Origin of the sequence: Aquirufa sp., from assembly GCF_044377215.1 — a bacterium.
Taxonomy (GTDB): Bacteria; Bacteroidota; Bacteroidia; order Cytophagales; family Spirosomataceae; genus Aquirufa.
In genome coordinates this window covers 101313-116035 of sequence record NZ_JBILJM010000001.1, presented here as the reverse complement: position 1 = coordinate 116035, position 14723 = coordinate 101313, and the positions used below count along the sequence as shown (strand labels likewise).

Genomic DNA, 14723 nt, shown 5'->3' with positions numbered 1-14723 from the left:
TTTTTAATTTTACAGCGTAAATAAATGAATGATGAAAAATTTTATTTGGATTGCGGTTGTGGCTTTCATGTTTTTTGGATGTAGTAAAGATGAGCCAACACCAGTTTCGGAATTGATTAAAAAATCTTGGTCTGTTAGTTCCGCACAGTGGGATGGAACCACACAATACACCAAGGGAGGTAGTTCTAATTTAGTTAATGGGTATGCACAATTTAAATTAGACCTAAGTGTAGTTGGCTCGGTAACTTTGACCGAATTTGATGGAAAGCAATTTACGGGAACATATTTGTTGGCATCGGATAATACTAAAATAACGTTGAGTAATTTAAAAGGTTCTGAAGGGGCACCTACTGGATCAAATGGTACGTTGGAATTTCGAATTGTAGGAATACCCACGGCAACAACGTTAGGCTTAGAGACAACATCAACTTATATTAAGGCAAGTAATAAGCGTGTTGGATTAACATTGGTTAACCCATAAAAATATTATTTTGAATGATTAGCCGTCTATTAGGACGGCTTTTTTTATATATGGAAAACAGAACAGAAATAGGCAGTATTGGGGAGTTTGGATTGATTAATCGTTTGGCCGAACCATTTAAGACTCACCAAGGGTGGACTTCTGTTGGTATTGGTGATGATGCAGCGGTATTGAATTCAGGCGGTAAATTAACCGTTACGACCACTGAATTATTGATTGAAGGTGTACATTTTGATTTATCGTATACGCCACTTTTGCATTTAGGATATAAGATTGTAAGTGTGGCTTTGGCTGATTTGGCGGCGATGAATGCGATTCCTGCCCAAATCGTTTTGGGTTTAGGACTGAGTAATCGATTCTCCGTGGAGGCTGTTGAGGAACTTTATGTGGGGGTAAAAAATGCATGTGAGGAATACAAAATTGATCTAGTGGGCGGAGATACCACGGCTTCTCCCCAAGGATTAATTGTTTCTGTCACGGCGATTGGGGTAGTCGATTCTACGGAATTAGTGAAACGTTCCGGTGCGAAACCCAATGATGTTATTTGTGTTACAGGAGATTTTGGAGGGGCTTTACTTGGGCTTCAATCATTGGAGCGTGAAAAGCAGGTATTTTTGGCCAATCCAGAAATGCAGCCCGAATTAGATAATAAGAGTTATGTGGTATTACGCCAGCTTAAACCTATGGCGCGTTTTGATATTTTACATGAAATGCGGGATTTAGGGGTCGTTCCTACATCCATGATTGATAGCTCGGATGGCCTCGCTGCTGAAATTTTACACTTGTGTAAAGCATCAGCCACCGGAGCACGTATCTTCGAAAAAAATATCCCAATAGACGATGAGACATATTTGTCGGCAACCGAATTCAATCTCAGTCCTTTGACCGCGGCCTTAAATGGGGGAGAAGATTATGAATTGGTTTTTACGGTTTCGCAGGCCGACTATGACAAAATTGAAAAAATTTCGGATGTCACGGCGATTGGTTATATGACTGATAAGCAAGATGAACGTGTCATTGTTATGAAATCAGATCAGTTGGTAAATCTAACAGCCCCCGGATTCGGCGCATAAGTCATGGCAGTAGCAATCATGCAACCTTACTTTTTTCCTTACTTAGGCTATTTTCAATTAGTTCAAGCAGTGGATCATTTTGTGTTGTATGATGATGTGATGTTTATTAAAAAAGGTTGGATTAATCGTAACCGAATTTCAAACCACAATAGAATTTTTTGGATAAGGGCCCCCATTCAAAAGTTAAGTCAAAACAAAACTATCAGAGACACTTTGATAGCTTGGGATGCCGGTTTTTCATCTAAATTAATTGTTCAGTTACATTCCTCTTATAAAAAGGCACCATATTTTAACCAGGTTATCGGAATTATAGAGAATGTGATTTACAAGAAACCCTCGAATTTGGCAGAATTTGCGGGTGAAAGTATAATTTCCGTTTTTAATTATTTGGGAATAAAAAAGAATATATATTACAGTTCACAACTCGAAGATTGTGAAAAATGCGGAAGGGTAGAGCGCTTGATTTCAATAACAAATTATTTTAATGATTCCACGTATATAAATGCTATTAATGGGAAGCATTTGTACGATAAAAATCTCTTTTCAAAACACAATGTCAAATTACGTTTTTTAATCCCTGAATTACCTGAATATTCAGAATCAACTAGAAAACGATTTATTCCTGGCCTATCTATAATTGACATACTTATGTGGAATGATATTCCCCGAGTTCGCGAAATGCTAACTAGCTATACACTCGATTGAGGCAATCTTTCTCCGTAAAATAAATTTCAAAAATATTTTATCAAGTTATTGGTAACTTTGTTTCATGACTCAATCTATCTTCATTCGTAAATACTCAAACCGCTTCCTCTCTAGGTGGCTGGTATTAGTTATTGATTTGGGGATTGTCATGTTTTCGTTTACGTTAGCAACCCTATTGCGAACCAATTTTAGATATCAAGAAATTGATTTGTATAACTTTCAATTTCATTTTCTATTTCTTTTCCTAATTCGAATAGGAGCATTCCTTTACTTTCAATCCTTTACGGGGATCATTCGGCATACAAGTATTGAAGACGCTGTCTTAATTTTAAAAGCGGTATTTACCGGTACGTTTATTGCTGCATTTTTTTCGATTACACTTCGATATTACAGTGGACTGGATATGTTGTTATATGTTCCTTTGTCCATTCTAGTTATCGATTTTTTCATCTGTTTATTCTTAATGGTGACACTTCGATTTCTTGTCAAATCGTTCTATGAATCATTTATTAACGAGTTTAAGCCTGCCGTGGGGGTACTTATATACGGCGCAGGTTATTCTGGCTTGTTAACCAAAAATGTCATTCAAAATGACCGAGGAATCAATTACCAAGTGCTTGGTTTTATTGATGACAATGAGTCCAAAATTAACAAAACGATCGAGGGTATTCGCGTGTATAGTCTGGTCGAGGCCCTAGATAAGTTTGTTGACAATTACGAAGGCTTACAGGTCATTATGGCCATAAATAACATCGGGTTACAAGCCAAACGTAAGATTTCAGATGTATTTCTAGACCGAGGAGTTATTGTTAAAACATTGCCTCCAGTTGATAAATGGGTAGGCGGGGAATTTGCAATTAATCAAATCCATAATGTCAAAATTGAAGACCTATTAGGCCGAGAGGAAATTCAAATGAATAATAAACGGATCAGCGAAGAAATGAATTCGCAATCCATCATGGTGACCGGTGCCGCAGGATCAATTGGCAGTGAGATTGTCCGCCAATTAATCGCTTATTTCCCAGCCAAAATTATTTTAGTAGATCAGGCTGAGTCGGGATTATTTGATTTGGAATACGAACTATCCGGGTTAATTCCTTCCAATACAGAACTAGTGGTTAAGGTTGCGGATGTGTCGGATTACCAACGAATGGCATTTATTTTCAAGACGCATAAGCCTAGTATTGTTTTTCATGCCGCAGCGTACAAGCATGTGCCATTGATGGAAAAAAATCCATATGAGGCAGTTAAAATAAATATTATCGGGACGCAAGTTTTGGCTGAATTAGCAGCTGAAAATGGCGTGGATAAGTTTGTGATGGTATCCACGGATAAGGCAGTAAATCCCACCAACGTGATGGGTGCGACTAAACGTTTTGCCGAAATGTATACGCAATCTATGAATCAATTAGATGGCATGCGTACCAAATTTATTGCGACACGTTTTGGTAACGTATTAGGATCTAACGGTTCTGTTATTCCATTATTTAAGAAACAGATTGAACGCGGAGGACCTGTAACGGTAACCCACCCCGAAATTACACGCTACTTTATGACCATCCCGGAAGCTTGTGAACTGGTGTTAGAAGCTGCAACGATGGGTGAGGGCGGCGAGGTTTTTGTTTTTGATATGGGTGAGTCAGTTAAGATTGTCAACCTAGCTAAAAAGATGATTACGCTGAGTGGATTGCGCGTAGATCGTGACATCGAAATAAAATATACAGGGCTTCGTCCAGGTGAAAAGTTGTACGAGGAGCTTTTGAATAACGATGAAAATTCATTGCCAACACATCATCCTAAAATTTTGGTGGCGAAAGTTAATACGCCTACCTATGCATTCATGGAAATTCAAGTAGCCGAGATGATTCAGTTATTAGCGGATGGAGGTAATAATGAACTGGTAGCAAAAATCAAGCAAGTCATTCCTGAATACAAGTCAAATAATTCAGTATTCGAAAAACTAGATCGTAAGTCTTTTTCAATCAAGCGTTAATCAGTCGCTTCGCAATCCAAATAGAAGCAAGCGTAGCTATAGGTGCTGCCAAAATATCCCATGTGTAGTGCACATGCTGAATCAGCAAAAGACAAACCAAAATTCCTGTTAAAACAAGTGCGATCCTTCGTTCTATACCCCTTAAATAATAGCAAACAAATACCATCGTTGCTGTATGGCCAGAGAAAAAGAGATCTTTTGTTATCGGTAAAGTATCTCCATATATAAAAAGTTCAGCGATGGGGTCATGTAAGCCCACTAGACCTTGTGGAGGGTTTAAGGCGACAAAATAGATACTTATAAAACGCATTAAGGTTTCTATATTGAAAGCCCATGCAAACCACAGAAATTGATGGGGTTTAGCCAGTAAGCGAATTAGTAAATAAATAACACTGAAATAAATTATCCCAAAAATCAGGTATGATACATTTGCCGAAGGAATTTGCGCTAATAAAAAATCAGGCCAAACCTTGCCATCACGTAACTGTATCCACTGAAAATATTCAGCCGCTTGCCAAGGGAAAATAGCGAATACCACTAATGCTAAAATCAATCGCCACCGAAATTGCTTATCTTGCCAAGCGATAGACCAGGCAGCGGGAATCGATTTTTTAAAACTATTCATCCACTTTGTTAGTTATCTTTCAGTAATTTTAAGTTCGCAAAACTACATTAAAATAAAAAAAGATATGAGCTTCTATTTGAAAAAAGTCGGATTAATACTTAGCATAGCTGGTGCTTTTCTTCATTTTTCGTGCGGAGGTACGTCGATAAAAAAGCCAACCATGCAAGATAATTCAGTCGCAAAATTAGATACAATTACATTCGGAGCCGGATGTTTCTGGTGTGTAGAAGCCGTATACCAGCGGGTCAAAGGAGTATATTCCGTTACTTCAGGATATATGGGTGGCAAAATCAAACAACCTACCTACCGCGAAGTTTGCACAGGGTTGACAGGGCACGCAGAGGTATGCCAGATTACATATGATCCGAATGTCGTTTCATTTCAAACCTTATTAGAGGTGTTTTGGCAGACGCATGATCCGACAACCCTCAATAGACAAGGTGCGGATGTTGGGACGCAATACCGTTCAGCTATTTTCTTTTCCAATGATACACAGAAACAAGCAGCGGAAAATTGGAAACGTAATTTGAATGAAAAACATGTATTCCCCAATCCGATTGTGACAGAGATTGTTGCGGAGTCTACATTCTATCCAGCTGAAGATTACCATCAAGATTATTTCAATCAAAATGGCACTGAACCATATTGCCAGATCGTCATAAAGCCTAAAATGGATAAATTCCTTAAGGCGTTTAAAGATAAATTGAATTAGAATCCTCCCTTATCATAAAAACTTCTTCTCCTAGATAATTTTAAATCTTGGAGCAAGGACGACTTTACACGCAAGTCGAATGAATAATTACTCGCTCGACCATAAAATGGGCTTGCGATAGGTGTCCAGTTAAAATTCATTTCCCAGCAATGCAAGTCGCGGTGCACCGACATATTCGTGTAGGTTAACCCATTAAATTTGAAATCATATCCCGAAGACACGGAAAGTTTCCATTTTTCGGAAAGGCTCAATTCTCCTTGAAAAGTCAAACCTGCGATTTTTTGCGCAGCGGCTAAGCCCATCCGGTTGTAACTAAATTGATAACTGAACGAAAAAGTCCAAGGTATATTCCAATCCACATAATCATCCAAATTGCGATTAATTTGACGTAATTGAGACTCACTCCCTTCTTTGCTTATTTTCTCTTTTGTTTTTGAAGGAGCAAACCTGCGGCCTATGGATAAATTAAGTCCTTGTAGCCGGCCCAATCCCTCGCCCTTACCAAACATCAGGTCGTTGGTTCGTCGGCCCATATCAAAAAATGCCTTGTCTTGAACATATAGATACGGGTCAATACTGCCTCCGATGTTGACATCAAATTCCCTAACACGCGAATTAGCTGTGAAGCTCAGATTGGATAGTGGAAACTCTTTTGCTAGAAAGTTATAGCTTCCATTAATCCCAAAGTTGTCGATTAGGTTAATTTTTTCACTTTGTTTGGTCGCGGTATCTGATTTGGTTTTCAGTTTTGCCTCCAACGTATTTTGAATGCCAAAACTAACTGCACCCGTAGCACCCCCATAACTTAATGTTCGTGGATCAAAGCTTGAAATACGACGAATATCTCCTATTTGTTCTACTCCTTCAGCATTAATAAACTTACGGTTATTGATGCGGACGTCTTGAAAATAACCTAACGATGGATCAGAAACATCTGGTGCATAGCTCAAACTAATACTGGGAACAGCCGTATGACGTATTGCTTCTAGGCGACCTTTATTGAAACGCGCTGTTCCATATACACGCGTATTCATGCTGGCCGAAAATGAAAGTTGGGAATTGAATTTTGGCAATCCCCCCACGGTATCAATACGGACGGTCGAATCTATCGGCATGTAGGTGTATTTGTAGGATCGGGTAAACATATTTCCAGCCAATGAAACGCCTGGAGTCAGGTTGATGTACGGTGTAAGCTTTATATTGGGTAAGGAAAGTGGAACACTATACTGAAATTTCGTCTGCGCTTTTTCCCATAGCATTGGGATTGTACTAGCATTTACAGGGATAACTCCTGGCGGTAGTTCACCTGCGGTAGTTGGCAAAAACGGTCTTTGAACGGTCCCCCGTTGACTATTAGACGCTCTAGGAAAAACATCAAACTCGTAGCGTGTAAAAGGATCCGAAACTTGGTTGGTCAATGAAATACTTCCTGAAAAATCTAATCCCAGTCGAAATTGGTCCATAAATCGATCGCTAATTGAATTCTTTCGCTTGAATGGTTGGAACTGATTCAAGCCAAAGTTAAATTCTGTTCCTGCATCAAAAACGCGTGTAGTAGTGTTTTGGTTGATCCGTAAACTAACACCACTGCGAACGATTTGGCCAATATTTTTCGTGTATTGAACTGAGGATCCGATGGTATTGGTCAGGTACTGTTGCGTTGAAAACGTGTTGAATTGATTAAAGGAATTTGATGCGACATTAACTGATGCGGAGAAACTAGAATTCCCTAGACTACGTGGGCTGTGCGACCATTGAAGTGAGAAATCTGTCCGCTTAGTTGGATTAAATTCTGCTCCATTGCTATTTCTGTTGAAAGCAAAATTAAAGCTTCCATTATATCGATAACGTTTATTGTATTGTGAATTTGCGCCCAATCCCCAGCCACCTTTGGAATAAATTTGTCCGGTAAAACGTATACCAATATTTTCGCTGGCCGCCCAATAGTAACCACCTTCACGAAGATAAAACCCACGGCCTGTAGGCTCTTCTCCATAGGTAGGGAATAATATACCCGATTTGCCCGCCTCTTTTGGTTGGGAATAAGGAAAAAAGCCAAAAGGCAGTCCAATTGGCAAAGGAATATCATTTAATTCGAAGTGAAAGGGGCCAGAAATAATTTCTTTTTTACCTACTACTTTAATTTTACTCGCATTGATGTGGAAGTGTGGATGGCTTAAATTACAAGTTGTATAAATAGCGTTTCGGATGTAAAGATTTTCCTCCTCATCTTTCTTGACAGTTTTCCCTTGAACATATCCTTCGCCCTGCTGAGTCACAATTCCTTTTATCGCCGCGCGTTTACTCTTGAAATTATAGCGTATTTCGTCCGAATCATATTTATCTCCTCCTTGGGTAAATACGGGTAATCCGTCCATTTTATGGGTAGTTGAATCATATGTCCCCTTGGCAAATACTTCATTTGTTTCCCAATCTAGCCGAATGTAGTTAGCTTCTAGTACGATTTCTCCATACTTAACTTTTGCCTTTCCGTACAGATAAACAACCTGGTTTGCCGCATCCAAGATAGTCGAGTCTGAAGCTGAATAATATACGGTAGTTTGTAAATCTTGGGATTTGTTTAGCGAATCTCCCTGAATGACGCGCGACTGAGCCGAATCTTTCACAATAATCCGTTGGGCGAAAGAATCCGATATGCCAACAAGGAATAGTCCTATGAACAGAAAAAGGTAATATGTGGATTGCTTTACCAAATGGAATTTAAAAATTATCTTTGCGTGTGGCAATGGAATTTGTAAAATTACATCATTGCCACTTACCATACGTCTAATAATTGAAAAAATAATGTTTTCAGCGATTCGAGTTATTTTTATTGCGGCTTTATTTTTGGTCTACGGTCATGCACAAGCGGAACTGCAGCCTTCAACAAATCCAACTAAAAAGAATGTAATTCGGACGATTTGTTTGGATGCAGGGCATGGAGGAAAAGATCCAGGTTGCTTAGGCCCCAAGGGTGCTCGCGAAGGGAAAGTTACGTTAAAGATTATTTTAGAATTAGGACGCAAATTAAAGGCAGAATACCCAGATTTAAAGGTGATATATACCCGCGAAACAGATGAATTTATTGAGTTATTCGAGCGAGCTGATATTGCGAATCGGAACAAAGCAGATTTGTTTATTTCGGTACACTGTAACGCAGCGACGAATAAGTCGGCCTACGGAACCGAAACCTACACCATGGGTTTGCACAAAACAGACGGTAATTTGAATGTTGCAAAGCGTGAAAACTCGGTTATCCTACAAGAGAAAGATTACCAGACTGCTTATAATGGATTTGATCCAAGTTCACCATTAGCACACATTATGATGGCAAATTACCAAAGTGCCTTTATGGCTAGCTCGGTCAAATTTGCTTCATTAGTAGAAGACCAATTTGCAAAAACCTACAAACGGAAAAGTTTTGGGGTAAAGCAAGCTGGATTTTTGGTAATTTGGCGTACGGCCATGCCCAGCGTACTCGTGGAGACGGGGTTTTTGACTAATGCCGAGGAAGAGGAATATTTAAACTCAGAGCACGGACAATCCCAAGTGGCAGATGCCATTGCAACAGCATTTAAGAAGTACAAAGAAGACATAGAAAAATAGCCCAAATGTTCAAAAGCAACGAATTAAAGGTAGGTTTTTTGGCCCTATTGGCCTTTTTAATCCTCTATTTTGGGTTTAATTTCTTGAAAGGGAATGACCTATTTTCGAAGTCGAATACGTATTACATTCAATACGATAACGTTGATGGCCTCACGGCATCCAACATTGTTATGGTCAATGGTGTTGAGGTAGGCAAAGTGAAAAAGGTATTTTTGGATCCAGCAGACGGGAATAAAATCAAAGTTGAAATTTGGGTAAATAAAGGTTTGGTTTTACCGGATAAAACAGTTGCCATTTTATCAGACGGAGCCTTGCTTGGAGGAAAAGTTATTCGCTTAGAGTTGTTGGGTAAAGGGGCGATTGCCGACGAATCAACGATACCTGGCATAAATGAAAAAGGGCTTTCTTCGTTATTAAAGGAGCGTGCATTGCCCGTCTTGTCTAATGCTGATTCACTGCTAGTTACTTTCCGTAAAGTGAGTTCTAAATTTGAAAAAACAGGGTTGTACCTAAATCGATTAATTGAAAATTCCAATAGTGCTGTATCTAACATTAATGGCTCAGTGAATACGCTGGTAGCTGAAAATAGTGTAAATATCAAGCAAATTACGGCCAATATGCGCAATCTGTCACAGAGTTTAATTGAGACTGAGAAAGAATTAAAACCATTACTAACAAAGTTTAATTCGGTAGCCGATTCCATTCAGGCGGCACGGATTGGGCAAACCATACAAGAGGCTAGCCGGGCGATTGTTTCGCTCCAACGAATCGTTACAAAACTAGAACAAGGTCAGGGAAGTGCGGGTAAATTTTTGACAAACGACTCACTTTATACGGGCCTGAATAAGACGATTGTAGATCTAGATCGCCTATTGATAGATTTTAGAACGCAGCCGAAGCGTTATATACATTTCTCTGTTTTTGGGAAAAAAGACCCCAATCCGCCCACTGATAAATAGACCCTTACATGGCTACGAAGCAATTGCTTATTTCGGCATCTGTTGAAATAACGGATATTTTAATGGCCGAATTGGGCGAAATTGGATTTGATATTTTTGAGGATCTTGATTCAGGGATTGCTGCTTATTGCCCGGCAGCTTTGTATGATGCTGATCAAGCGCAAGAAATTATAGATCGCTATCGCTTTTTAGGTTCAATCGATGTAGTTTACAATGACATCGAAAAGGAAAATTGGAATGCAGTTTGGGAGACCAATTACGATCCGATTCGCATTTCAAATGAAGTTCATATTCGAGCTAGTTTTCATGAGACTGATGAATCATTTCCGCTTGAAATTATCATTAATCCCAAAATGTCTTTTGGTACCGGTCATCATCAAACTACGGCGTTGATGGTAGAGGCTTTGTTGGAAATAAATTTGACCAATAAAACGGTGCTTGATGCAGGCACAGGCACAGGCATTTTGGCTTTTGTTGCCTGTAAGCGTGGTGCTTTGCGTGTTCATGGTTTTGATATTGATTCATGGGCCGTGGAGAATTCCATAGAGAATGCTGGACTCAATGATTGTACTTCAGTGACTTTTTCACTTGGAAATATTCGGGATGAAGATGCAACCGTATACGATGTTTTGATTGCAAATATTAATCGAAATATTCTACTTGACGAATTGGAAGAATATGCGAAGCGGATTCGTTCTGGAGGTTATTTGTTCTTAAGTGGGTTTTATACGTCCGACGTATCTTTGTTGGCCGAAGCAGCCAGTTTACATGGGCTTACATTGCAGGTTCAATCTGAGAAAGAGCAATGGGCGTGTCTACGTTTGTTAAAGGCTTAGATTAAAATATCGGCAAAAAAGTCATTAATTCATGAAAAAACCTTATTTTTGAAGGTTTTACGCATATAACTCGTTGGTTCGAGTTTTTTATAGCACATGAAGATCTCCCCAAACAAACCCTTTCAGGTTGTTTACTCTTTATTATCACATGAATGCTTGGGCTACTTGTTCGAGGTGTTTGTCGTGCAATTAAATGAGAAGGGTCAGTTGACTTGGGAATATCAAACCCTTACCACCCGCAATTACCATGAATTTGTTGCAGGCTTGGATGAGCGCGATGAGGCTTGTGTGAAGTTGATTGAAGGAATGAAGCCTGCGGCCATTTTTGAAAAATACAATACATCGAAGCGTAAAACGATTGAGGAATTTTATCTCAAAACCTTTGATCCTGAGAAAGGGGATAAGGAGATTGCGGAATCAGTACACGCTAATATTGAGCGTCGGCGGGCTCAAATATTTGAACTTATTTGCCCAGATAAAACGCTTTTCATCATGGGGAATGATGGAAACCCCATGCGGCAGCCGGTGCAAATCCAGGCTGAAGCTGTTGAGGTTTTGTTTCATTTCATGCGTAATGAAGAGAATACGAATTATTTCCCCACATTAAAATATCAAGGAAACAAGCTTGAGTTCCAATATAAGGATGCGCTAATTTTATGCGATGAACCAGCTTGGATGCTTTTAAATCAAAAATTATATCACTTTAAGCCCCAGTTAGAGGGTAAAAAATTACGTGCTTTTCTGAACAAAAAATTTGTTGTCATCCCCAAAAATATGGAGGAAGACTATTTTCGAAAATTTGTAAAAGCGATGGTTGCCCGTTATCCGGTGCACGCCAAAGGGTTTGAAATAACGAATACGGAGAAGAATTGCCAGTACTTATTATCCTATGGCCCGATTGTGCCTAAGCATGATGGGGATGATAAGCCAACTTCGAAAAAGGCATTGGAAGCGGCGGATCGTTGGCAATTTGTTTTATCATTTCAGTATGGGAACAACCGTTTCCCGTGGGATGGGTTGGCGGCGGAGGCGAATGTTCTGTTTGAGAAGAAAGCCGATAGTTTTGCATTTCAAAAGATCATGCGTTCGCTTGTCAAGGAAAAACGTAGTTTCCAAAGTTTGAAATCGATGGGTTTGCCGATGGAATCGGATGGAAGGGCCACGATTTCTCGTTCAGATGCCGTTCAATGGCTGACCGCTCACAAACAAGATTTAGATCAAGCTGGATTTACCGTTCACTTTAAAGGAGATGGCTCAGCTCCGCGCTACTTCTTAGGTAAGCCAGAAATTAGTATTCGTATTGGTGAGAAATTTGATTGGTTTGACATTCAAGCCATTATTTCGTTTGGCCAATTTCAAATTCCATTTTTGAAGATTCGTCAATTAATTCTTCAGAAGAAAAAGGAATTTCATTTGCCGGATGGCTCCATCGCCATTATTCCAGATAACTGGTTTCACGATTACCAAGATTTGTTTTATTTCTCCGAGACACGTCCCGGTGATGATGGCGTTTATCTGCGCAGACAGCATTTTCAGTTGATTCAGGAGTGGGAAAATCAGGATTTGGTCAAGACTTCATTGAAGACAAAAACCCTCAATGACCTGAAGTTAGAGACGAAAGAATTTCCGATTCCAAAGAATTTCAAAGGAACACTCCGTCCGTATCAGCTTGAAGGCTACCGGTGGATGCGAACGCGTCAAGTGGCTGGCTTAGGGGCATGTTTGGCGGATGACATGGGTCTAGGAAAGACGGTACAAACACTGTGTTTATTGCAAAGTTTAAAGGAGCAAGGAGAGACACTTCCAACGTTACTCGTGATGCCCACTTCCTTGTTGTATAACTGGGAAATGGAGGCTAAAAAATTTACACCTCAGCTTCGTGTAATGGTTTATAGTGGGCCCCAACGGGAGAAATTACAGGCTCAAATTGGCAAGGTTGATTTGATTTTGTGTTCCTTTGGAATGGTGCGTTCGGATATTGATTGGTTTGAAAAGCAGTCATTTAGCTATGTTATTTTAGACGAGTCGCAGGCGATTAAAAATCCGCTCGCAAATATTACCAAGGCAGTGCAAAAATTAAATGCCAAATTTCGTTTAGTTATGACAGGCACACCGTTGGAGAATTCCACGATGGACTTGTGGTCGCAGATGAATTTTGTCAATACAGGCCTGCTTGGTACGCAACGTTATTTCAAGGATTCTTTTCAAATACCTATCGAGAAAAAGGCGGATGGTGATCAGAAAAAGCGTTTATACTTTTTGATTAAACCCTATTTATTACGAAGAGAGAAGCGTCAGGTGGCGGCCGACTTACCTGAAAAGATGGAGTCGATTACGTATTGCGCTATGTCGGAGGAGCAAGAACGCTTGTATGATAAAACGAAATCGTTTTACCGTGACATCCTTTTAAAGCAGATTAAGGATGAAGGATTACAAAAATCGCGCTTTTCGGTGTTGCAAGGTTTAACGAAATTACGCCAATTAGCCAATCACCCGGCCTTGTGTGAAGAAGGATTTACTGGGGAATCAGGTAAAATGGAAGCGGTGTTAGAAAAGCTAGAAACGGTGTTAGAGCAACATCATAAAGTGTTGATTTTTAGCCAATTTGTTCAGCATTTGGGATTGATTCGGAGGGCTTTGGACGAACGAGGTATCGCTTATGCATATTTAGATGGTAGTACATCTGACCGTATGGGTCAAGTGGAAAGTTTTCAAAAAGATGATGGGCAATCCGTTTTCTTAATTTCACTTAAAGCCGGCGGAGTAGGTTTGAATTTAACGGCTGCCGACTATGTATTTTTGTTGGATCCATGGTGGAATCCAGCTGCAGAGGCACAAGCGATTGACCGAGCCCATCGGATTGGTCAAAAGAAAACGGTGTTTACCTATAAGTTTATTAGCAAAGAAACAGTAGAGGAGAAAATTCTTTCGCTCCAACAACGTAAATTGGATTTAGCGAATGATCTAGTTACGTCAGATGAAAGTATTTTACGTGCTTTGAGTGAAGACGAGGTCTTGGATTTATTAAGCTAGCGTTTTACCAATACATTTTTGGCCACTTCGTGGCTAATCAATACCGGCGGATTATTGTCGATGCGGAGTGATACCGATAAATCAAATGCATTTATTTCAATTATTTCTAACGTCGCCCCCAATCTTAAGTTAAGTTTGGTCAGCAATTGTAGAAAAACGGCGGAGTCTTGAGCTACGCCTACTAGATTGCCCGCTTTTCCGATAGGCATATTGGCCAACGAAACATACCCTAATTGTGGTAAAATTCCATCTTTGTTCGGAATAGGATCGCCGTGTGGATCAGACCTCGGGTAGTCCAAAAAGGCATCTAACTTGTCGATGAGTTCTTTCGACTCAATATGTTCGAGTTGCTCTGCGATTTCGTGCACTTCATCCCAATTGAACCCCATTTTTTTTACGAGAAACACTTCCCATAAGCGATGCTTACGAACAATATCCAATGCTAATTTTTCACCTACGCTGCTTAATCGAACGCCTTGATATTTTTGATAGTTTACCCAACCCTTTTCTGACATTTTACGAAGCATGTCTGTCACTGAAGCCGCTTTATTCTGAGTTAATTCAGCAATGGCATTGGTTGAAATGTCTTCTTTAGTTGACTCGGATAGCCTAAAAATAATTTTCAGATAGTTTTCTTCTGCGAAGGAAATAGCCATATTATTGATTTGAAAATCAAAAGTACAAAAAATTTGTTCTAATA

12 protein-coding genes are annotated in these 14723 nt (G+C 39.7%); 9 read left to right on the top strand and 3 right to left on the bottom strand.

Annotated features, from left to right (window positions below):
• Window positions 1-31 precede the first annotated feature (31 nt).
• The 4 genes from ACIQ6T_RS00525 (at window position 32) to ACIQ6T_RS00510 (ending at window position 4252) form a co-directional block, all read left to right on the top strand.
• Complete coding sequence (locus tag ACIQ6T_RS00525) at window positions 32-481, top strand: hypothetical protein (RefSeq protein WP_395783120.1); 450 nt, start codon at window positions 32-34, stop codon at window positions 479-481.
• 50 nt (window positions 482-531) lie between these two features.
• On the top strand, window positions 532-1554 hold the full coding sequence (gene thiL, locus ACIQ6T_RS00520) for a thiamine-phosphate kinase (protein ID WP_395783118.1): 1023 nt from the start codon (window positions 532-534) through the stop codon (window positions 1552-1554).
• A gap of 3 nt (window positions 1555-1557) precedes the next feature.
• Window positions 1558-2259 (top strand): WbqC family protein, encoded by a 702-nt coding sequence (locus tag ACIQ6T_RS00515; protein ID WP_395783116.1) that lies wholly within the window; start codon window positions 1558-1560, stop codon window positions 2257-2259.
• A gap of 64 nt (window positions 2260-2323) precedes the next feature.
• The gene (locus tag ACIQ6T_RS00510) at window positions 2324-4252 is read left to right on the top strand and encodes a polysaccharide biosynthesis protein (protein ID WP_395783114.1); all 1929 of its coding nucleotides are present in this window, start codon (window positions 2324-2326) and stop codon (window positions 4250-4252) included.
• On the opposite strand, the gene ACIQ6T_RS00505 is transcribed toward ACIQ6T_RS00510, so the two are convergent.
• Complete coding sequence (locus ACIQ6T_RS00505) at window positions 4242-4877, bottom strand: phosphatase PAP2-related protein (RefSeq protein WP_395783112.1); 636 nt, start codon at window positions 4875-4877, stop codon at window positions 4242-4244. The genes ACIQ6T_RS00510 and ACIQ6T_RS00505 overlap by 11 nt on opposite strands.
• A 64-nt stretch (window positions 4878-4941) precedes the next feature.
• On the opposite strand from ACIQ6T_RS00505, the gene msrA reads away from it, so the two are divergent.
• Window positions 4942-5589, top strand: a complete 648-nt coding sequence (gene msrA / locus ACIQ6T_RS00500) for a peptide-methionine (S)-S-oxide reductase MsrA (protein ID WP_395783110.1) — start codon at window positions 4942-4944, stop codon at window positions 5587-5589.
• Here the strand turns inward: msrA and ACIQ6T_RS00495 are convergent.
• On the bottom strand, window positions 5586-8372 hold the full coding sequence (locus tag ACIQ6T_RS00495; protein ID WP_395783108.1) for a putative LPS assembly protein LptD: 2787 nt from the start codon (window positions 8370-8372) through the stop codon (window positions 5586-5588). The genes msrA and ACIQ6T_RS00495 overlap by 4 nt on opposite strands.
• A 22-nt stretch (window positions 8373-8394) precedes the next feature.
• Here ACIQ6T_RS00495 and ACIQ6T_RS00490 point away from each other — a divergent pair, with 22 nt between their 5' ends.
• The 4 genes from ACIQ6T_RS00490 to ACIQ6T_RS00475 all read left to right on the top strand — a co-directional run bounded on the left by ACIQ6T_RS00490 (window position 8395) and on the right by ACIQ6T_RS00475 (window position 14023).
• Window positions 8395-9195, top strand: a complete 801-nt coding sequence (locus ACIQ6T_RS00490; RefSeq protein WP_395783106.1) for an N-acetylmuramoyl-L-alanine amidase — start codon at window positions 8395-8397, stop codon at window positions 9193-9195.
• A gap of 5 nt (window positions 9196-9200) precedes the next feature.
• Window positions 9201-10154, top strand: coding sequence for an MlaD family protein (locus tag ACIQ6T_RS00485; protein WP_395783104.1), 954 nt, complete (start codon window positions 9201-9203; stop codon window positions 10152-10154).
• An 8-nt stretch (window positions 10155-10162) separates the two neighbouring features.
• Window positions 10163-10990 (top strand): 50S ribosomal protein L11 methyltransferase, encoded by an 828-nt coding sequence (prmA, locus tag ACIQ6T_RS00480; RefSeq protein WP_395783102.1) that lies wholly within the window; start codon window positions 10163-10165, stop codon window positions 10988-10990.
• Window positions 10991-11086: 96 nt separating this feature from the next.
• A complete protein-coding gene (locus tag ACIQ6T_RS00475; protein WP_395783100.1) occupies window positions 11087-14023 on the top strand; it encodes a DEAD/DEAH box helicase in 2937 nt (978 codons plus the stop codon).
• On the opposite strand, the gene ACIQ6T_RS00470 is transcribed toward ACIQ6T_RS00475, so the two are convergent.
• Window positions 14020-14679: a metal-dependent transcriptional regulator gene (locus ACIQ6T_RS00470; RefSeq protein WP_395783098.1), complete on the bottom strand. Its 660-nt coding sequence runs from the start codon at window positions 14677-14679 to the stop codon at window positions 14020-14022. The genes ACIQ6T_RS00475 and ACIQ6T_RS00470 overlap by 4 nt on opposite strands.
• Window positions 14680-14723 lie beyond the last annotated feature (44 nt).